Genomic DNA, 18769 nt, shown 5'->3' with positions numbered 1-18769 from the left:
GTCAGAAGGGCCAGACGCCCTCCAGCGCGCTCTTCCAGTCGAGGTCGACCTCGTCCTTCCAGGAGTCCTTGGGGACGCAGACGGGCCCGCCGATCCAGTTCTCCACCCATGAACCGAGGTCCACGGTCCAACAGACGGACTGAGGCTCGGGCTTGGGCTCCGGCTTGGGCTCAGGCTTCGGTTCCGGCTTGGGTTCCGGCTTGGGTTCCGGCTTGGGCTCGGGCTTGGGTTCCGGCTTGGGCTCAGGCTTGGGCTCAGGCTTGGGCTCAGGCTTCGGTTCCGGCTTGGGCTCAGGCTTCGGTTCCGGCTTGGGCTCAGGCTTCGGTTCCGGCTTGGGCTCAGGCTTCGGTTCCGGCTTGGGCTCAGGCTTCGGCTCGGGCTTCGGCTCGGGCTTCGGCTCGGGCTTCGGTTCCGGCTTCGGCTCGGGCTTCGGTTCCGGCTTCGGCTCGGGCTTGGGCTCCGGCTTCGGCTCGGGAAGCGTCGGGTCCACCGGATCCGTGGGATCCGTGGGCCAGGTCGGGTCCGTCGGGTCCGTCGGGTCCGTCGGCTGGGTCGGGAGCTCCGGCTCCGTGCCGTAGAGCATCTGCCGGAAGGTCTGCGACGACTGCGGATTGTCGTCGCACTGCCAGACGCCGTGCGGGCAGTAATCCGTGATCGTGTGGTACAGCGGCTTGTGCTGCTTCATCCATTCCAGCATGCGCCGCATGTATTCGGGATTGTCACCGTTGCGGAAGAGCCCCCATTCCGGATAGGAGATCGGCTTTCCGTGCTCGGCGGCGAAATCGACCTGCTTCTGCAGGCCGTACGGTTCGCTGACGTGCTCGTCGAACCGGGAGCCGCGGGGCTGGTCGTACGAATCCATCCCGATGATGTCGACGACGTCGTCGCCCGGATAGCACTCGGTCCACGGGACGGCGTCGCGGCCGCGGCTCGGGTTGAAGTCGAAGCGGAACTTCTGGCCGGGTACGGCCCGCATCGCGGTGACGATCCGGTTCCAGTACTTCTTCCACGCGGTCGGGTCGGGAGCGCACCGGTGGGTGTACGTCGTCCCGTTCATCTCCCAGCCGAGGACGACGACGGTGTCGAGCGCCCGCAGCCGGACCAGCCGCTCGGCGAGGGCGGTGAAGTGGTGGTCGTAGTAGCCGGCGGCTCCGAGCTGGAGCTGGCGGCGGACCTCGGCGTCGGAGACGCCGGCCTCGTTGCGCTCCAGCATGGGCACGTTGAGCACGAACAGGCGGTCGGCCTTGGCGTTGCGCCAGTTCGCCCAGGCGTCGAGGAAGCCGGGCGGGCCCTCGATGTTCTTCCAGAGGTCGCCGGGGAGGTAGGTGTGGCCGACCCGGAGTTCGCGTCCGCCGAGCCACTGCTGGAGCTGCTGGATGCGGGCGACGCCGGGGGCGCCCGAGTCGAGGAAGGCTCCCATGGCGCTGGAGAGCGAGGGTCCGGGGTCGCTCGCCGCCGCCGGTGCGGAGGCGTGCGCGGGGGACGACAGCACGACGGAGCCCGAGGCGAGGAGACCGGCGGTGAGCACCCCCAGCCACACGCTCGATGTTCTCCGGTGTGTCGCCGCCATGGCCGCTCCTTCGCGTGGTACGCACTTTGATGATCCGTCAATCCGATGTTCCGAAAGTATTCCTATTGAGCCGACCGTGAACGCGACTTTCCTCTGATCAGTAGTCCATTAGAGGATTTCATCGCCCAGTTGGGGCACCCGGAAGGCAGGGTGATGCCGTGCCGCGCCGACAGAGTTTCGACACCAGCGTTCCCACCGTTCTTGTGCGCCTCGACCGGAACCCCTTCCACCACGGCACGCTGGGCGCCGCCCGATCGCTGGGAAGAGCGGGAATTCCGGTCCACGCGGTCATCGAATCCGGCACCAGCCCGGTCGCCCGCTCCCGTTATCTCCGGTCGGCGCGCGCGAGCCCCGGGCCGGTCTCCACCGCCGAGTTGGTCACGCTCCTCCACCGGTACGCGGACGAGATCGGGGGCGCGGCGGACGGCTCGCCCGACACTGCGTCAGCTCCCCTGCTCGTCCTCCCCCTGGACGACGTGAGCGCCCTGGGCCTGGCACGTCGCCGCGCCGAGCTCTCCCCCCGCTTCCTGCTCCCCGAGCAGACCGAGGAGCAGCTGCTGCGCGTCGCGGACAAGGCGGCGCTCGCCGAGACCTGCGCGTCCCTGGGCCTGCCCCATCCCCGTACCGAACTGCCCACGGGGACCGACGAGGCCGCCGCCATGGCCTGGTCGATCGGCCTGCCGGTGGTCGCGAAGTGGAGCAGGCCATGGCTGCTGCCGGCCGGCGGCGGGCTGCGCAGCACCTCGATCGTGCGGTCCCTCGCGGAGGTGCGGGAGCTGTACGCGCGGACCCCCGAGGCGGGCAGCCGGCTGCTGCTCCAGGAACTCCTGCCGTCGGGACGCGACCTGGACTGGTTCTTCCACGGGTACGTGGACGCGGACGGCGGCTGTACGACGGGGGCGACGGGCCGCAAGGAGAGGTCGTGGCCGGACGGGGCGGGGCTCACCGCCGTGGGCCGCTGGACGGCGAACCCCGCGGTGGACCGCACGGCCCGCGACCTCTTCCGCGCGCTCGGCTACCGGGGGGTGTGCGACCTGGACTTCCGGCTGAACCCGTCGACCGGCGCGTACCACCTGCTCGACTTCAACCCCCGGCCCGGCGCGCAGTTCCGGCTCTTCGCCGACCCGGACGGCCTGGACGTGGTCCGGGCGCTCCACCTGGACCTCACCGGGTGCCGCGTCCCCCCGCACGCCCCGGTGCACGGCCGCCGGTTCGTGGTCGAGAACTACGCGGCCCTGTCGTACCTCACCGCTCCGCGCCGCGACCCCGCGGACGGGCCCGCGAGCCGGCACGGCACGGGGGACGCGGAGGAGCCGCTGCCGACCGAGTACGCCTGGTGCGCGGCGGACGACCCCGCGCCGGCCCTCGCGATGGGCCTCGCCTGGTGCGGCCACCTGCTGCGCCGGGCGATCACCGCGGCGCGCCGTTACCTGACGGGCCGTCGGGCGCGTCCGGCGCTGTCCGCGCGGGCGCCGCGGGCCCGCAGCTCCTCGCGCCAGCTCACCCCCCGATGAAGGCGGAGGACCGGATGCCGAAGTCGTCGAGGTCGCCGTACGACCTGGTGGTCGTCGGGGCCGGGCCGTACGGTCTGTCCACGGCCGCGCACGCCGCCGCCCACGGGCTGCACCTGCGGGTCTTCGGCCGCTCCATGGAGTCCTGGCACGCCATGCCCCCGGGCATGTTCCTGAAGTCGGAGCCCTGGGCCTCCCACCTCTCCGACCCGGCGGGCGCGTACGGCCTCGACGCCTACGCCGCGACGCGGGGCGTCCGCGCCGAGCACGGGGTGCCGCTGCCGGTGGACTTCTTCGCCGCGTACGGCGACTGGTTCGCCCGGCAGGCGGTGCCCCCGGTCGACGGACGGCTGATCGACTCGGTCGTGCCCTGCGCGGACGGCTTCGTCCTGCGCACCGAGGACGGCGAGCCGCTGCGGGCCAGGACGGTGGCCCTGGCCGTCGGCGTCCTGCCGTTCGCCGAGGTCCCGGGACCGCTGCGGGCCCTGCCCCGGCGGTACGTCACCCACTCCAGCCACCACGGCGGGCTGCACCGCTTCGCCGGCCTGGACGTCACCGTCGTCGGAGCCGGGCAGGCCGCCCTGGAGACGGCGGTGCTGCTCGTCGAGGGAGGCGCCGCGTCGGTGCGGATCGTCGCGCGCGCGGACCGGCTGCGCTGGAACGCCCTGCCGCCGGCGCTCGACCGGGGCCCGTGGCCGGCCGTCCGCGCGCCGCACACGGGACTCGGCTGCGGCTGGCGGAACAAGGCGTACGCGGACGCCCCGGGGGCCTTCCGGCGACTGCCGGCCGCGACCCGCGAGCGGGTCTTCGCGTCGGCGCTGGGACCGGCCGGGGCCTGGTGGCTGCGCGAGCGGTTCGCGGCGGTCGGGGACGTGCGCCTCGGGCAGCGGATCAGCTCGGCGGCGGTGACCGGGGAGGGGCGGCTGCGGCTCGTCGTGAGCGGGCCGGGGGGCGCGGAGGTGCTGGAGACCGACCACGTCGTCGCGGCCACCGGCTTCACCCCGAGCCTGGACCGGGCGGAGGTCCTCAGCGCCGGGCTGCGCGGCGCGCTGCGGAGGGTCGGTGCGGGCGGTGCTCCGGAGGTCGGGGGTCTCTTCGAGTCCTCGTGGCCGGGGCTGTTCCTCGCCGGCCTGCTCACCGCCCCCTCGTACGGTCCGTCGATGCGGTTCGTCCTGGGCGCCGAGTACACGGCGGGGCGGCTGGTGCGCGGGGTGCGGCGGCGGCTGCGGGCGGGTGCCCGGGGCGGCACGGCGGGCCGGGCGCGTACGGACGGGAGGGCACCGGTCTCGGCGTGAGGGGGGCCGGCCCCCGGGGAGCGGAGGCTCTCCGAGGGCCGGACCGTGCCTGCGGGCCGCCGAGGGCTCAGGCGTTGATGCAGGTGTTGAACGCGGCCGGGTTCAGCGCGCCGATGACGTTCACGCTGTTGCCGCAGGCGTTGATCGGGATGTGGATCGGGATCTGGACGACGTTGCCCGAGAGGACGCCCGGGGAACCGACGGCCAGACCCTCGGCGCCCGCGTCGGCGAAGGCGGGGGTGGCGACACCCATGGCCATGATGATTCCGGCGACGACGGCAGCAGCCTTCTTACAGTTCATTTTCGTCTGCATCCTTTCGGTGGCGGAACGCTTTTCACGCAACACAACGAACATGCCGCACAAAGGAAACCGCGAGAAAGACCCCTGCCGTTCTTTCACTCCATTGCCCGCACGACACAGGGCCGGAGGGAGCGCGTACGCTCCCTCCGGCCCTGTGGGGCGCGGGACGGATCAGCCGTTGTAGGCGCCGTTCCCGGAGAGGACCGGGATGTCCTCCAGGACGTGCGACAGCGGCTCGTCACCCTTGGCCTGGGTGGAGTTCTCGGCGCACTGCTGGTTCTGCGGGGAGGACAGGACGTTGATGTCCTGGACCGCGACCGGGACGAGGACGCCGACGACCGAGCCGACGTTGCCCTTGACCGGCACGCCGAGGCAGAGCTTGTTCAGCGAGCCCTGGACGGCCGAGAACTGCGGGCTCATGTCACCGGTGGTCTTCGAGTTGCCGAAGGACTGGTGCGCGCCGTTGCCGCTGAGCGAGGTCGTGCCGCCGTCGTCGGCGATGGCGAGCGCCGGGGAGGCCGCCGCAGCAGAAGCGCCGACAACAGAGGCCGTAACAGCCGCAGCCGCCATAATCTTCTTGATCACGGTGATTCCGTTCCTGTTCCCACCAATCGACGTGATTGATGCGACGGGATCAACTGCGGTCGGGGGCTGAGGTTCCGGCTCTTCACCCGTTCGACTGGCGCCCCGTTCAGCGCTGCCGAGTGCGCTCCCCCAGGGGGGTGACACAGCGGAACCCCGGCGTCCGAACCCAGTTGACCAGGGCGCTCCCTGCACGGAGCCGGTTCTAGAAGGGAACTCCCGTGATCAAGAAGGTTATGGCCACCGCGGCCGCGGCCGTCTCCATCGTCGGCGCCACCGCCGCCGTCGCCTCCCCCGCGCTCGCCATCGGCAACGACGGCGGCACCACGTCGCTCAGCGGCAACGGCGCCCACCAGGAGTACGGCAACTCCGCCACGTACGGCAACATGAGCCCGCAGTTCGCGCTGGTCCAGGGCTCCCTGAACAAGCCGTGCGTGGGTCTGCCGGCCAAGGTCAACGCCGGTTCGCTCATCGGGGCCATCCCGATCGCGGTCCAGGACGTCAACGTGCTGTCCTCCCCGCAGAACCAGCAGTGCACCGAGAACTCCACCCAGGCCAAGGGTGACGAGGCGCTCTCGCACATCCTGGACGACATCCCGATCCTCTCGGGCAACGGCGTCGGCAACAACTGACGTCCCGCCTCCGCGCGACGACGTCCGTACGTCAGGGGCCGCCCTCCGGGGCGGCCCCTCTCGCGTCCCCCGAGGGCACGGGGCCGTCGCTACCAGGTCGGCCAGACCGGGGTGGCCATCAGCCGCTCCCACTCGCGGTCCGGCATCCCCGGCACCGTCCGGCCCGCCTGAGCCCATTGGGCCACGAGGGAGGAATAGAGGGGGAACGGTGTGCGGTCGGCAGGGGGCGGATCGCTCACATATCGGCTCTTCGGAATGAAGGCCATCCGTTCCCATTTACCGGGATCCGGCGCCATCTTCGCTCCTTCCGCTGCGATTCCCGCATCATTCCACAGGCATCGCGGGAGAGTGATTCGTCCTGTTCATGTCGCGTCGCGGATCTGTGTGCGAGGGTGCTCGAATTACCGTGCGGGAATGAAATTCCCGCGATCACGGAACGCCCGACGTCCGCTGTTCGTCCCGGTGGCGCTCGCCGCGCTCGCCGCTCTCGCTCCCGGCGCCCTCGCCGCGGCCCCGACCGCCCTCCCCTCCCCCGGCAAGGGGCTCAACCTCCTCGTGGTCGGCATCGACAGCCGCAAGGGGGTGACCCCGCAGGAGAAGGAACGTTTCCGGCTCGGCGGGCAGGAGTGCGACTGCACGGACGTGATGATGCTCGTCCACGTCTCGGCCCGGAACGACCGGGTCGACGTGGTGAGCCTGCCGCGCGACTCGCTCGTCTCCTTCCCCGACCCGCACCGCGACCGGCGCACCGGGAAGATGCACGAGGCGCACCAGGCGAAGATCAACGGCGCCTGGGCCGAGGGCGGTTCCGCCTACGCCGTGGAGGTCGTCGAGGCGGCGACGGGGGTGCCCGTCCACCGGTACCTGGAGATCGACTTCCGCCGCTTCATGGACACCGTGGACCGCGTCGACGGCGGGGTCCCCATCTGCACGGAGAAGGCCCTCGTCGACCCGGCCACCGGGATCGACCTCCAGCCCGGGACCAGGCCGGTCGGCGGCGGCGAGGCGCTCCAGTACGTACGGTCGCGGAAGGCCGACGGGGAGATGGACTTCGGCCGCATCCGGAAGCAGCAGAAGTTCGTGGTGAACACCCTGGAGCAGCTCCGCGAGGGAGTCCTCGGCGACCCCGGCAGGCTGCGGCGGCTCGCGGCGACGCTGCGGGGCACGGCGGCCGCCGAACGCGGGATCTCCGCCGCGGAGCTGCTGGAGCTCGCCACCCGGCTGCGCGACCTGCCCGCGGACCGCACCCGTTTCGCGACCGTGCCCGTACGCGGCTTCAACCCGGTCGTCGCCGGGGTCGGGTCCACCGTCGGCTGGGACGAGAAGGGGGCGGCCGAGGTCTTCCGGCGGCTGCGCGAGGACCGGTCCCTGCCCACGGCCGACGAGGTCGCGCCGAGCAAGGTGCCGGCCGCCGCCTACCGGCCCGCCTCGGGGGCTTCGCTCATCTGCCCGTAGGCCGTCCGGTGGACTTCGCGGAACCTCCGCACCGCTGACCAGTTGATCAGCACGGCTCGGCACTCAGCGAGCCACGATCCGAAAGGCCTGAACAATGAAGAAGCTGTTGGCTACGGCTGCTGTGGCCGCGTCGGTGCTCGGCGCGACGGCGGCGGGTGCCGGACAGGCGCTCGCCATCGCCGACGACGGTGGCACCACGTCGCTCAGCGGCAACGGCGCCCACCAGGAGTTCGGCAACTCGGCCACCCACGGCAACATGAGCCCGCAGTTCGCGCTCGTCCAGGGCTCCCTGAACAAGCCGTGCGTCGGTCTGCCGGCCAAGGTCAACGCCGGTTCGCTGGTCGGCCTCGTCCCGATCGCGGTCCAGGACATCAACGTCCTGTCCTCCCCGCAGAACCAGCAGTGCACCGAGAACTCCACCCAGGCCAAGGGTGACGAGCCGCTGTCGCACATCCTCAGCGACATCCCCGTGCTGTCCGGCAACGGCGCCGGCAACAGCTGAGCGACGGCGCTCGGCACGGCGGCCCCGCCGCCCCTCCTCGGAGGGGTCGCGGGGCCGTCCCCGTTCCGGGGGCTCCTCAGAGCTTCCGGCGGAGCTCCTCCGGGTCGGTGACCGGCGCGTCACAGGTGAAGTGACGGCACACGTACGCGGCGGGACCACCGGCCACCAGCGGACGGTCCCTCAGCAGCGGGAACTCACCGCTGTCGGGGGCGCCGGCGGCGAGGACCGCGCCGGGGGCGGTCGCGAGCAGCGCAGCCCGGCGCAGCCCCTCGAAGGCCTCGTCTCCGGGGGCGCCCACGACGGCGATCTCCCGGGGCCCGTCGAGGAGGGCCTCGGAGACGGCAAGGCCCCAGCCGATGAAGCGGGGCGCACGCGGGCCGAGGGCCTTGACGACGCCGAGGGCGCCCTCCGCGGCAGCGCGGTGGGCCTCCGAACCGGTGTGCGCGGCGTAGGAGAGCAGCGCGCCGGCGGCGGCGGTCCACCCCGAGGGTGCGGCGTTGTCCGTGGGGTCCTGCGGACGGCGGATCAGGGTCTCGGCGTCGTGCGCGGTGTCGTAGAGGGCGCCGCCCTCGGCCGTGAAGCGGTCGATGACGAGGTCCAGGAGGAAGCCGGCGAAGTCGAGCCAGGCGCCCTCGCCGGTGACGGCGGCGAGGGCGAGGAAGCCCTCGGCGACGTCGGCGTAGTCCTCCAGGACACCGGCGTTGGTGCCGGCCCGGCCGTCCTTGGAGGTACGGGTGAGGCGGGCCGACTCGTCCATGTGGACGCGGACGAGGAGGTCGGCCGCCTCGGTGGCGCGCTCGACGAGGTCGGGGCGGTCGAAGAGGGCGCCGGTCTCGGCGAGGGCGGCGACCGCCAGGCCGTTCCAGGCGGCGACGACCTTGTCGTCGCGGCCCGGGCGCTCGCGCTCCGCGCGGGCGGCGAGGAGCCGGGCGGCGATCGGGGCGATCCGGTCGGCGTCGACCGGGCCGGCCTCCTGCGGGAGCTGGAGCACGGAGCTGCCGTGCTCGAAGGTGCCGTCCTCGGTGACGCCGTAGTGGGTGGCGGCGAGGGCGGCGTCCTCCGCGCCGAGGACCTCGGTCAGCTGCGCCGAGGTCCACACGTAGTAGGCGCCCTCGACGTGCCGGCCGGTGCCGTCGTCGGAGTCGGCGTCGAGGGCGGAGGCGAAACCGCCCTCCGGGGTGCGGAGTTCGCGGACCATGAAGTCGGCGGTCTCCAGGGCGACCCGGCGGGCCAGATCGCTGCCGGTGGCCTTCCACAGGTGGGCGTACACCCGGCACAGGAGGGCGTTGTCGTACAGCATCTTCTCGAAGTGGGGCACGACCCAGCCGCGGTCCACGGCATAGCGGGCGAAGCCGCCGCCGAGCTGGTCGTAGATGCCGCCGCGGGCCATCGCCTCGCAGGTGTCGGCGGCCATCTGGAGGGCGCCCTCCGCGCCGGTGCGGGCGTGGTGGCGGAGCAGGAACTCCAGGGCCATGGACGGCGGGAACTTGGGAGCGCCGCCGAAGCCGCCGTGGGTCGCGTCGTACTCGCGCACGAGGCCGAGGAGGGCCTGGGCGAGCTCCTCGTCGCCGGGGACGCCGTCGCCTCCGTAGGCGAGGGAGCGGCCCGCGAGGTCCTTCACGATGCGCTCCGCGACCTCGCCGACCTCGTCACGACGATCGGCCCAGGCCCCCTTGACCCCCTCCAGGACCTCGGGGAACGAGGGCATGCCGTGGCGGGGCTCGGGCGGGAAGTACGTGCCGAAGTAGAACGGGGCGGCCTCGGGCGTGAGGAAGACGGTCATGGGCCAGCCGCCCTGGCCGGTCGCGGCCTGGACGGCCTCCATGTAGACGGCGTCGACGTCGGGGCGCTCCTCGCGGTCGACCTTGACGGCGACGAAGTTCTCGTTGACGAGGGCCGCGGTGGCATCGTCCTCGAAGGACTCGTGCGCCATCACGTGGCACCAGTGGCACGCGGAGTAGCCGACCGACAACAGAACGGGCACATCGCGCCGTTTCGCTTCCTCGAACGCCTCGGGTCCCCACGGCCACCAGTCGACCGGATTGTCGGCGTGCTGCAGCAGATAAGGCGAGGTCATACCAGCCAACCGGTTCATACGACCCAGCCTCTCACAGCGCCTGGCCCGGCCGGTGAAACCCTGGAGAGCCCGCCCCGCTTGGCCGAATTTCACTTGCTGGGGAGATACGGGGACGTGGCGCGCGCCAGTCGGTTAGGCATGCGCCATTCTCGCGCACCGGTCCAAGCAGCACCGGCAACCGGAGCTGCGGGGTACTCCGCGGGCGTCCTCCCAGATACCTACGCCGAGGACGTGCCCGCCGCGGTCCTCGCCGCGCACCGGGCCCTCCAGTAGGCGGCGGCGTCCTGTCCGTTCTGCATCGCGTCGAACTCGCCGGTCCTTCGGGCGAGGGCGGCGACAGGCGCCTCGCCCTCGATGTACGACTCCAGAGCGATGTTGAGTGCGCCACCGCTGAGGAACTCGGCGTACTCGCGCACTGACCCGACGATCGCGAAGCCCGCGGGATTGCCGTGCACCAGAGCATTGCGGACGCGGCTCCGTCGCGCCTCCAAGACGATCCCTTGAGCGGTGTACCGCTCGACCAGGGTCTGGTACCCCGCGTGATCGCTCACGCTGGAGAACATCCGGCTGATCCAGGCTCGCTCGTGCTCGATGCGGCAGAGCGAGAGCAGATCCATGGAGCGGTCTGCGACGAACAGGATCCATGGGCGCGACGGATCGTTCGCAAACCACTCCCGGGTCAGCTCGTCGACCAGAGCACTCCGGTTCCCTCCGCCGAGCAGGCACATCCCGACGGCTCGTCGCACGTCCGCGAGCCACCGCGCATGTGGCCAGCGCGCGCCGAGCAGACGGAACACCTCGCCGGGTGCGAGTGCCGCGTGAGCCGCGACGTGTTGCACCACGCGGTCCGTGAGGGGGATGACGCTGCGGATGTCCGCTTCGGAAGGCTCGCGCATCGCCATGTCACGACTGAACGGATGATCGGCGGTCGTCTGCACTTCGATCGCGGCGGCAAGGAACCGGGGCAGGTCTTCGCGGGCGAGCGCCGAAGCGATGCGCGGACCGTGCTCTTCGATCGCCTTGGCGGTGATGCCCGCACCGTAGTGGTCGTCAGGGAACGGCGTCTTGCGTCTGGGGAGCATGAAGCTCTGCGCGCTTCGGCGCCCGGAACACAGCAGCCCGTGCTGGACGAGGTCCGGGCGGATCCCGCCGGCGTTGTGGATGGCAACATCGATGATCGTCTCGACGGTGCGGACGGCACGGTCCACGGCATCGGCTGCCGTGGTGGTACCGAGGTCGACTCGAACAAGGAAGTCCACGTCGGATTCCTCGTCGACCAGCTCCGCGACTTTGAAGAGGCCACCGTGGCGGACGAATTCCCAGAGCTCCGCCTTGTGCTGGAAATCCCGGCCCCCCGGCTGGGCGTTGGGCACTGCCCAGTGGGCGTCCAGGAAGGACACTCGCCCGGCCGAGAGGTGCAGGAACGTCCGGCCCTGATACCCGAGCCACACGACGACAGGCTCGGCCACGGCTCGCGTGCCGACGTAGGTCCGGGCACTCGCGATGCGCTCCTCCAGCGGTACGTCCCTCTCACCGACCCGAGGGTCGTCAGGGTCCCGGCCGAACGCCGTCACGGAGACAAGCCCCCGGAAGATCCCCTCCGCATTGAGGCCACGCCTGCGCAACTGGTCGAAGAGCAGGTCGGCGATCGGGCGGTACTCCCGATCCGCCAGAGTTCGGTCCCGCGCCGTGGCCACCAGGTCGTCCCAGCTGAGGGAGGCTCCTTCGTCGGATTCGAGCGCGGCGAGCAGGTTCTCCCCGGTCGTTGCGACATCGGTCCAGACCGCATCGGTGCGGCTGCCCGGCGGCTGCCTCAGAACAGATCCGGGGCTGCTGACGAGCCGCGCGAAGGCGGCTTGGAACTCGTCGAGCGATGTGTCGATGTAGGCCCGGAGCGCGGGACCGAGCGACCGCAAGGACTCATCCAGATCGCTGCGCAAGGACGCACGGTTGGCCGAGTTCTTCCAGGCGTCGACGCCGCTGGCCAGCTCCAGCCATTCCAGGACCTCGTCCACGACCACGGTAAGCGGCAGAACGGTGCCGGCGCCGTGGCGCCGGTCGAGGGACGAGACGAGGGACTTCAACCAGTCCGGCGTGTCCGCAGGCCAATGATCGCTGACGTTGTAGTCGATCATCATCTCCGGCCACCCGCCTGCCATCCTCGCGGCGAGCCGAGAGGGCTGTCCCATCACTTCGCCCTCAGAGTACGGGGGCGGAAGAGCAGGCCGCGCCCGCGGATTGGGGCTCCAACCTTCGCAGTGTAATAAAGGTTGTCGTACACTTTGGACATGAAGCCGACCCGAGCCGGGACCACTGAGAACATCTCCGTGTCCATGCCCACCGAGCTGGTCAGTGAGCTTCGCTCTCGGACCGGTCGTCGTGGGCTGTCCAGCTACATCACCGAGGCTGTCAGGCATCAGCTCGCCATGGATGGGCTGGCCGAGATCGTCGCGGACCATGAGGAGGAGCACGGCGCGCTCACGGAGCAGGAGGTCGAAGCCGCTCGTCGTGAGCTGTTCGGAGACGAGAACGCCGAGCGGGGCGCCGCGTGAAGGAACTGCCGGCCCGGTCGCTGGTGCTCGACTCCGAGGCGCTGTCCCTGCTCCTGCGCAACGACCGCGGGATGGCGGCTCGCATCGAGGCATCCCGGCGGGTCGGGGTTCCCGTCCTCGTGTCTGCGCTGACCATCGTCGAAGCCGTACACGGGAAGACCGATCTGGCGCGCTTGAAGTGGGTGTTGTCCCGGCTGCGTGTGGAGCCGGTCAGCCAGGAGGACTCGCTGACCGCGGTGGAGCTGCTTCAGGACGCGGGTGGGCTGCACGGGCACAAGTACGCGATCGACGCCCTCGTCGCCGCGCTCGCGCTCCGCGTCCCGGCCCCGGTGATCGTTCTGACCTCCGACCGTGACGACTGGTCGAGGCTCTGCGGCGAGCGCGTGATCGTCAAAGAGGTGTGAGCATCACCGGCTGCCGGGTTCGCGAACCCACCGCCACCGGTCGACCGGGACTCCCGCTACGCCTTGCCGAGGCGGGACGCGAGGGGGCGCAGGGACCAGCCGGTGCGGCGTAGGCCCGCCCAGGTGCAGCAGGCTGCCGCCGCCACCGCCATCAGGGCGGCGCCGGACGCGGTCGGCATCGCGTTCATCGCGAGGACGCCGGCCAGGACGACGACGAGGCCGTCGAACTGCCACACGAAGACGCGGAGCGCGGACAGGTCGCCCAGGGGCGTGATGATCGGGAGCAGGAGTTCCACGGGCAGGTTCGTCTTCATCTCGCGCAGGAGCCGGGCGCCCAGGGCGAGGACGACGGTGCCCGCCGTGAGCAGTGCGGGCTCCGTCGGGCCGATGCCCTGGAGCGGCAGCAGGGTCGGTACGGTGGCGGCGGCCGCCAGGCCCACCGGGGCCACCACCGCGACCACCGGCCAGGCCAGGGTGCGGGCGAGCGCCCCGCCCCACCACTCGCCGAGCAGGGGTGCCAGGGTCAGTTCGTCGCGCAGTCCGCGCCAGCCTTCGCCGACCCAGCCGGAGCCGAGGTAGACGCCGACCGCGCCTGCCGTCCAGGAGAGGGTCGCCGTCCGGGCGTCGGGGGCGGTGACCCCGAGGGTGAGGAGGGCGCCGCCGGCGGGCAGGAAGACCACGGCCGCGAGCGCCCGGCCGGGGGTGCGCAGGGCGCGGACGGCGCCCTGGGCGAGGTGGCCGCGGAGCCGTCCGTCCGGGCGGGTCAGCGCGGTGGTGAGTCCGCGGGGCTGCGGGCGGTACAGGTCGAGGGCATGGTGGAGCGTGCCGGTCCAGGCGAAGGTCTGGGCCTCGGCGGCGCGCGCCGACTCGCGGGCGAGCCGGGTGAGGTCGACCGTGCGGACGGAGCGGAGGGCGGACCGGCCGAGCAGGACGGCGGCGACCGCGAGGGTGCCGGTGAGGAGCCACAGGCCGCCTCCGCCGAGGAGGGCGGACCGGCCGAGGAGGGCGACGACGGCCGCCGTGGCGGCCATGGCGGAGGCGAGCAGGGCGTTCTCGCGTACCGTCCGGACCTGCCCCCACAGCCATGCGGCGGGGGCGACGGCGCCGATGCCGGCCGCGACGGCGAGGCCCTGGGGCAGGAGGGCGCTTCCGGGCCGGTCGTACAGGTCGGTCGTCAGGAAGGTCGCCGTGCAGAGCAGCAGGAGCGTGCCGAGTCCCGCGTACGCGAGGCGGCGGCGGGCGATGGTGCCGAGGTAGTCCGTCGGGGACAGGTCCGTCGACATGAACACGTGCAGCAGGAACGGCTTGAGGACCAGCGGTCCCCAGAACCGGCCGGTGAGCTGGGCGCCGCCGACCACCGCCGCCGCGACCAGGCACGCCACCGGTGTCGCCGCCTCGGCGGACGGCAGGGAGACCAGGGCCTCGGTGGTGCGCACCAGGTAGACGACGGGTGCCACGTAGACGGCGCCGAGGATGACGGTGAGGTAGACGGTGTACGCCCAGTCCTGCACGGTGGCGCGGTCGCCGCGGTGGGCGTACCGGTGGCGTACGGCGTGGACGCGGTCCCTGGGGTCGGCCTCGACCGCGGTGACGCTGTCGGTGGTCATCCCAGCTCCATGACGCCGTCGCAGGCGTTCACCATGGCAGGCTCGTGGGTCGCGACGAGGAAGGACGTGCCCTGTTCGGCGCGCTCGGTGAGCAGGTCGGCGACGAGGTCGACGCGGTCGGTGTCGAGGTGCCGTTCGGGTTCGTCGAGGAGGATGACGTCGGCGGGGCGGACCAGGGTGAGGGCGAGGTTGAAGAGCTGGAGCTGGCCGGAGGAGAGCTGGGAGGGGAAGCGGGTGCCCAGCGCCGTGAGCCCCAGCCGGCCGATGATCTCGTCGGCGCGTTCGGCGGTCTCCGCGGTGTTGCCGTACCAGGAGGCGGCGACCAGTGTCACCTGCTCGCGGAGCGTCATGTCACGGGCGACGGGAATCGGTTCGACGAGGGAGGCCATCAGGCGCCGGTGCCGGGGCCGGGCCATGTCGACGGTCTCGCCGCGGACGAGTACGGCGCCGTCGGTGAGCCGCCGGCTCCCCAGGAAGGCCCGGAGCAGGGTCGTCTTCCCGGAGCCGTTGCTGCCGGTGAGGCACCAGAACTCGCCGGGCGGCACCTCGAAGGTCGTCGGCGCCAGGAGGGTGGTGCCGTCCAGGACGACGGTGGCGTCCCGCGCGGCGATCGCCGGTGTCTCGGTCACTGACGCTCCAGAACGACCAGCATCTCCCGGGACCGCGCGGTGTACGGCTCTCCCGCGTACGACCCGTCGACGCCCGTCACCTCCAGACCCGCGATCCGTGCCATCAGCCGGATCTCCGCCAGCGTAGCCCAGGTGGCCTGCTCGTGGAACGCGGTGAGGGTCGACGCGCCCTGGACCAGGAAGATGCTGAGGACCTGCTGGCCGGCGCGGTCCGCGGTCTGGGTGACGGTCACCATCCGGTCCCGGCCCAGCGGGTAGGTGACCGACTGCGCGTCGCCGCCGGCGCGCTGGAACTCGGCGGGGTCGGTGCAGTCCAGGAAGACCGCGCCGCCCGGCTTCAGGTGCCGGGCGATCCCGCGCAGGAGCTGGATCTTCTCCTCCTGCTCCTGCGCGAGGAAGAAGGTGTTCCGGGACATCGTGACGACGTCGAACGTCGTGTCGAGGCGGAGGTCGCGGAAGTCGCCCTCCACCGCCTCGACATCGTGGTCGACCCGCTTCTTCTCCAGCACGTCCAGGGACGGCCGGGAGGCGTCGACGGCCACGACCCGGGCGCCGGCCTCGGCGAGCGCGAGCGCGGACACGCCCGTACCGCACCCCAGGTCGAGGACGGTCCGCCCGGCCAGCGGACGGTGCGAGGACACCCAGGCGACGAGCCCGGCCCCCGGGGAGAGCATCGACGACACCAGGTCGTACGCCTCGATCGCCGTCTCGTCGTACACGCTCGGGTCACTCACCGGAACGCCCTTCCTTCCGCATCCTGTTGGCCGTGGCGAGGGCACCCGGCAGGTTGAAGCCCACCTCGGCCGTCTGCCGGTCGCTCGCGCGTACGCCGTTGACCCGCGGCGCGAACTCGACGTTCGGGCGGAGCTTGAGGGTCCGTACGTGGTGCTCGACGATCTCGTTCGTTCCCGGGAACGTGTCCGCGATCACGACGGGGGCGCCGGTGAGCTGGAGCATCATGAGGGCGGGCGAGTCCGCGCGCCCCTGCGCCAGGCGCATGACGGTGTCCAGCGTGGCGGGGAACACGAGGAAGCACTCGGAGGCCCCGCTCTTCCCGGAGTTGACCTCGCGCGGCACGTCCGGGTCGTCCCACGAGTCCACCCAGACCTGACCGTTGGCCAGGTGCCGGAGCGCCCGGACGGCCAGGAACCGGGAGGCGGCGGGGGTCACCGACACGTTCACGACCAGCTCGGGCTGGAACTCCCGCAGCCAGTGGATCCACCACGGCACGAGGGCCGCGCTGATGGAGCCCGTGACGTGGACGTGCAGCTCGGTCCCCTCGAACTTCTCCATGGTCACGCGGTGGCTCCCGCCGTGTGGCGGGCGGAGCCGAGGGGGATCCACTCGGAGGTGAGGATGGGCTTCATCCGCTGGTCGGCGGGCGCGCTGGGGAAGACGTTCATCAGCAGGAACTGCAGCGCCCTCGCGTCGTCGGCCACCGCGGCCCGGCTCGCGGCGAGCACCAGGTCGTACGGCAGGCTCTGGGTGACCCACGAGAAGTCTGCCTGGTTGGCGCTCATGACGGAGAGCTGCTGCATGGCGTCGAAGAGGGCCTTGGGGCCGCGGCTGCGCGGGTTGTACAGCACCTGCGTCCAGCCGTGCGGGACGACGGGTGTCACGTCGCGCCACGGCGTCGGTGTGTCGCCGGTGGTCTCCCGCACCAGGAGGTGGACGTTCTGCACGCCCGGGTTCGGTGCGAAGAACCGCCAGCCGGGCACGGGCCAGCCGCCGGTGAAGGTGCGCATGTCCTGGTTGTAGGAGTCGGGGGTGTTCTGGAGCACGGTCGCCACCAGGTGCGCCGCGAGCGCCCCGATCGCGACGGTGGCCGCCCCGCCCTTGATCCGGTCAGTAAGCATCCATGAACCTTCTGATAGCGCCCTCGACCTGTTCGGCGTGCTCCCGGTACCCGATGATCGACCGGTGCGCCGAGCCGCGTACCACCTCGTACTTCGCCCCGAGCTTCCCGGCCAGTACCGCCTGCTGGTCGGCGTACTCGTCGGAGGCGACGACCAGGACGGACTCCACCGCGCCGAGGCTCTCCACGGCGCCCTCGGTGCGGATGCGGCGGTACTCGCGGACCGAGTTGACGATGTTCCTCGGGGAGAACACGAACTGCACGTGGCTGTACTGGACGTCGGGGATGTAACCGGCCTGTCGTTCCACCGCGTTGGGCGCCCACTCGTAGATGCCGCTGAGGGCCGCCACGAGGGTGTAGAGCTGGGCCTGGAGGAAGCGGCCGAGGCGTCTGCGGTCCGTCCGGTCCTCGTCCAGCAGGACCGGATCGGTGCCGTCGACCACGATCAGCCGGTCGACGCGGCCGGCGAGGGGCCCGTCGCCCAGGTAGGAGGCCGCGCTCAGCGAGCCGATGGAGTGGGTGGCCACGACGACCGGCCCCTCGGCGCCCACCTCGTCGAGGACGGCGGCCAGGAGGTCGCCGTCGGCGGCGCGGGAGGTCGTGAGGCCGTAGCCGGAGCGGTGGTAGCGGACGACCGTGTGGTGCCGGGCCAGACCGGCGGCGACCCACTCCCATGATTCGAGGGACTGTCCGAGGCCGCACTCCAGGACGATCACCGCGCGGGAGGGGGTGCCCTCGGCGGGGCGGTCCACCCGGTACTCGACGTCGCCGTCGGCGAGCGCGAGCCGCGTGGCGCCCTTGGGGCCGAGGCGTCGCTGCTCGGCGACCCGGCGCTTCTCGCGGGCGATGAGCGCGCTCGTCAGGACGGCGCCGCCGGCGATGCCGAGTACGGCCTTCTCGAAGGTCCGGGGTGCGCCGCGGGTGTCCAGGACGTAGCCGACGGCTCCGTGGGATCCGAAGAACCCCCAGACGAAGCGCGGCAGTTCCATGGCGGCGGCCACGCCGACGTGGAAGCCCTTGACGGCCGTGAGCGCGTGGGAGGCCTGGGCGCGCGGCAGCAGGTAGATCAGCGGGAAGGACGTCTCCCAGACGATCGTGCCGACGGTGAGCGCCCGGCAGAGTCGCGGGTACCTGCGGAGGATCGCCGCGGCGGGTCCCCGGCCGTAGGCCTCGGTCTGGAGGACTTCGAGCAGGGCGTCGCCCTGGACCCAGCTGCTGCCGAAGGCCTTGGAGACGCCCGAGACCGCGTAGCTCAGCCCGGCCTGGAAGTTGACGGCGCGCAGGAAGAGGTCGTCGGAGAGCCGCCGGTCGGGGATCAGGGCCGTGAGGGCCCGGTACTGGGTGATGACCGCCGTCATCTGGTCCGCGCCGTCCCGCCCGTACGGGGTGCGGATCTCGCTGAGCCGGTTGCAGGCTCCGATGACCGTCGCGGCGGCGATCTGCGCCCCGCGGTTGCCGCGGGCGAGGACCAGCCCCGCGGAGGCGGCGAGGGTCACTCCGGCGAGGACGCGGGGAGTGCGCGGATGGTCGATTACGCGGCCTATTCGGTGGCGTAACGTACCGCTCTCGTACTGCTGCGCCGATGTCCCGCGCAGATATCCGTCGTCTTCGAATTCTTCGCGAAGGAAAAGGGTCTCGGCGGCGGCAAGCGCCTGCCCGACCGCAATCGGAAGGAATACGCGATCGGCCGCTTTCTGAGCTACTGACGCATTCGAGGCGCGCGGCCCCCACCACTTCCATTTCACCGGCTTGTCCGTCTCCCCCGTCGCATGTCTGGCCCGTCGCGTGTCCGGCCCG

Annotated in this window: 18 protein-coding genes; 7 read left to right on the top strand and 11 right to left on the bottom strand. The window is 71.8% G+C overall.

The features are described from left to right. Position 1 precedes the first annotated feature (1 nt). Positions 2 to 1570, bottom strand: a complete 1569-nt coding sequence (locus tag ACF09E_RS27855) for a glycoside hydrolase family 26 protein (protein ID WP_392207980.1) — start codon at positions 1568 to 1570, stop codon at positions 2 to 4. A 158-nt stretch (positions 1571 to 1728) separates the two neighbouring features. On the opposite strand from ACF09E_RS27855, the gene ACF09E_RS27850 reads away from it, so the two are divergent. Together ACF09E_RS27850 and ACF09E_RS27845 are read left to right on the top strand one after the other, a co-directional pair. Continuing rightward, entirely contained in the window at positions 1729 to 3084 is a 1356-nt protein-coding gene (locus tag ACF09E_RS27850) for an ATP-grasp domain-containing protein (RefSeq protein ID WP_392207978.1), read from the top strand. A 14-nt stretch (positions 3085 to 3098) separates the two neighbouring features. Beyond that, entirely contained in the window at positions 3099 to 4376 is a 1278-nt protein-coding gene (locus ACF09E_RS27845) for an FAD-dependent oxidoreductase (RefSeq protein ID WP_392207976.1), read from the top strand. Between the two features lie 67 nt (positions 4377 to 4443). Here ACF09E_RS27845 and ACF09E_RS27840 read toward each other — a convergent pair whose 3' ends face one another. Beyond that, positions 4444 to 4677, bottom strand: a complete 234-nt coding sequence (locus ACF09E_RS27840; protein WP_392207974.1) for a chaplin — start codon at positions 4675 to 4677, stop codon at positions 4444 to 4446. Positions 4678 to 4848: 171 nt separating this feature from the next. Then, positions 4849 to 5262 carry a rodlin gene (locus tag ACF09E_RS27835; RefSeq protein WP_361861190.1) on the bottom strand — a complete coding sequence of 138 codons (414 nt, stop codon included), beginning with the start codon at positions 5260 to 5262 and terminating at the stop codon, positions 4849 to 4851. 218 nt (positions 5263 to 5480) lie between these two features. On the opposite strand from ACF09E_RS27835, the gene ACF09E_RS27830 reads away from it, so the two are divergent. The 3 genes from ACF09E_RS27830 to ACF09E_RS27820 all read left to right on the top strand — a co-directional run bounded on the left by ACF09E_RS27830 (position 5481) and on the right by ACF09E_RS27820 (position 7848). Next, a complete protein-coding gene (locus tag ACF09E_RS27830) occupies positions 5481 to 5891 on the top strand; it encodes a rodlin (RefSeq protein ID WP_388793020.1) in 411 nt (136 codons plus the stop codon). A gap of 414 nt (positions 5892 to 6305) precedes the next feature. Next, positions 6306 to 7346, top strand: coding sequence for an LCP family protein (locus ACF09E_RS27825; RefSeq protein WP_392207972.1), 1041 nt, complete (start codon positions 6306 to 6308; stop codon positions 7344 to 7346). 94 nt (positions 7347 to 7440) lie between these two features. Next, positions 7441 to 7848: a rodlin gene (locus tag ACF09E_RS27820; protein WP_341622677.1), complete on the top strand. Its 408-nt coding sequence runs from the start codon at positions 7441 to 7443 to the stop codon at positions 7846 to 7848. Between the two features lie 76 nt (positions 7849 to 7924). On the opposite strand, the gene ACF09E_RS27815 is transcribed toward ACF09E_RS27820, so the two are convergent. Together ACF09E_RS27815 and ACF09E_RS27810 are read right to left on the bottom strand one after the other, a co-directional pair. After that, positions 7925 to 9943, bottom strand: a complete 2019-nt coding sequence (locus ACF09E_RS27815; protein WP_392207970.1) for a thioredoxin domain-containing protein — start codon at positions 9941 to 9943, stop codon at positions 7925 to 7927. 200 nt (positions 9944 to 10143) lie between these two features. After that, positions 10144 to 12063 (bottom strand): hypothetical protein, encoded by a 1920-nt coding sequence (locus ACF09E_RS27810; protein WP_392207968.1) that lies wholly within the window; start codon positions 12061 to 12063, stop codon positions 10144 to 10146. A 150-nt stretch (positions 12064 to 12213) separates the two neighbouring features. Between ACF09E_RS27810 and ACF09E_RS27805 the strand changes: the two genes are divergently transcribed. Next, on the top strand, positions 12214 to 12477 hold the full coding sequence (locus ACF09E_RS27805; protein WP_392207966.1) for a hypothetical protein: 264 nt from the start codon (positions 12214 to 12216) through the stop codon (positions 12475 to 12477). Beyond that, a complete protein-coding gene (locus tag ACF09E_RS27800; RefSeq protein ID WP_392207964.1) occupies positions 12474 to 12881 on the top strand; it encodes a type II toxin-antitoxin system VapC family toxin in 408 nt (135 codons plus the stop codon). The genes ACF09E_RS27805 and ACF09E_RS27800 overlap by 4 nt, the downstream gene beginning before the upstream one ends. Positions 12882 to 12937: 56 nt before the next feature. Here ACF09E_RS27800 and ACF09E_RS27795 read toward each other — a convergent pair whose 3' ends face one another. The 6 genes from ACF09E_RS27795 to ACF09E_RS27770 are packed head-to-tail and all read right to left on the bottom strand — an operon-like array spanning position 12938 to position 18468. Beyond that, positions 12938 to 14488 (bottom strand): hypothetical protein, encoded by a 1551-nt coding sequence (locus tag ACF09E_RS27795; RefSeq protein WP_392207962.1) that lies wholly within the window; start codon positions 14486 to 14488, stop codon positions 12938 to 12940. Then, positions 14485 to 15117, bottom strand: a complete 633-nt coding sequence (locus ACF09E_RS27790) for an ATP-binding cassette domain-containing protein (protein ID WP_392207960.1) — start codon at positions 15115 to 15117, stop codon at positions 14485 to 14487. Before ACF09E_RS27790 ends, ACF09E_RS27795 begins: the two co-directional genes overlap by 4 nt. After that, on the bottom strand, positions 15114 to 15851 hold the full coding sequence (locus tag ACF09E_RS27785; RefSeq protein ID WP_392207958.1) for a class I SAM-dependent methyltransferase: 738 nt from the start codon (positions 15849 to 15851) through the stop codon (positions 15114 to 15116). The genes ACF09E_RS27790 and ACF09E_RS27785 overlap by 4 nt, the downstream gene beginning before the upstream one ends. After that, positions 15844 to 16410 carry a CypD family RiPP peptide-cysteine decarboxylase gene (locus tag ACF09E_RS27780; protein ID WP_392208121.1) on the bottom strand — a complete coding sequence of 189 codons (567 nt, stop codon included), beginning with the start codon at positions 16408 to 16410 and terminating at the stop codon, positions 15844 to 15846. Before ACF09E_RS27780 ends, ACF09E_RS27785 begins: the two co-directional genes overlap by 8 nt. 2 nt (positions 16411 to 16412) lie before the next feature. Beyond that, entirely contained in the window at positions 16413 to 16973 is a 561-nt protein-coding gene (locus tag ACF09E_RS27775) for a hypothetical protein (RefSeq protein WP_392207956.1), read from the bottom strand. After that, a complete protein-coding gene (locus ACF09E_RS27770) occupies positions 16963 to 18468 on the bottom strand; it encodes an alpha/beta fold hydrolase (RefSeq protein WP_392207954.1) in 1506 nt (501 codons plus the stop codon). The genes ACF09E_RS27775 and ACF09E_RS27770 overlap by 11 nt, the downstream gene beginning before the upstream one ends. Between the last annotated feature and the right edge of the window lie 301 nt (positions 18469 to 18769).

Origin of the sequence: Streptomyces sp. NPDC014891, from assembly GCF_043081085.1 — a bacterium.
Taxonomy (GTDB): domain Bacteria; phylum Actinomycetota; class Actinomycetes; order Streptomycetales; family Streptomycetaceae; genus Streptomyces.
This window is presented reverse-complemented; position numbering and strand designations above follow the sequence as displayed.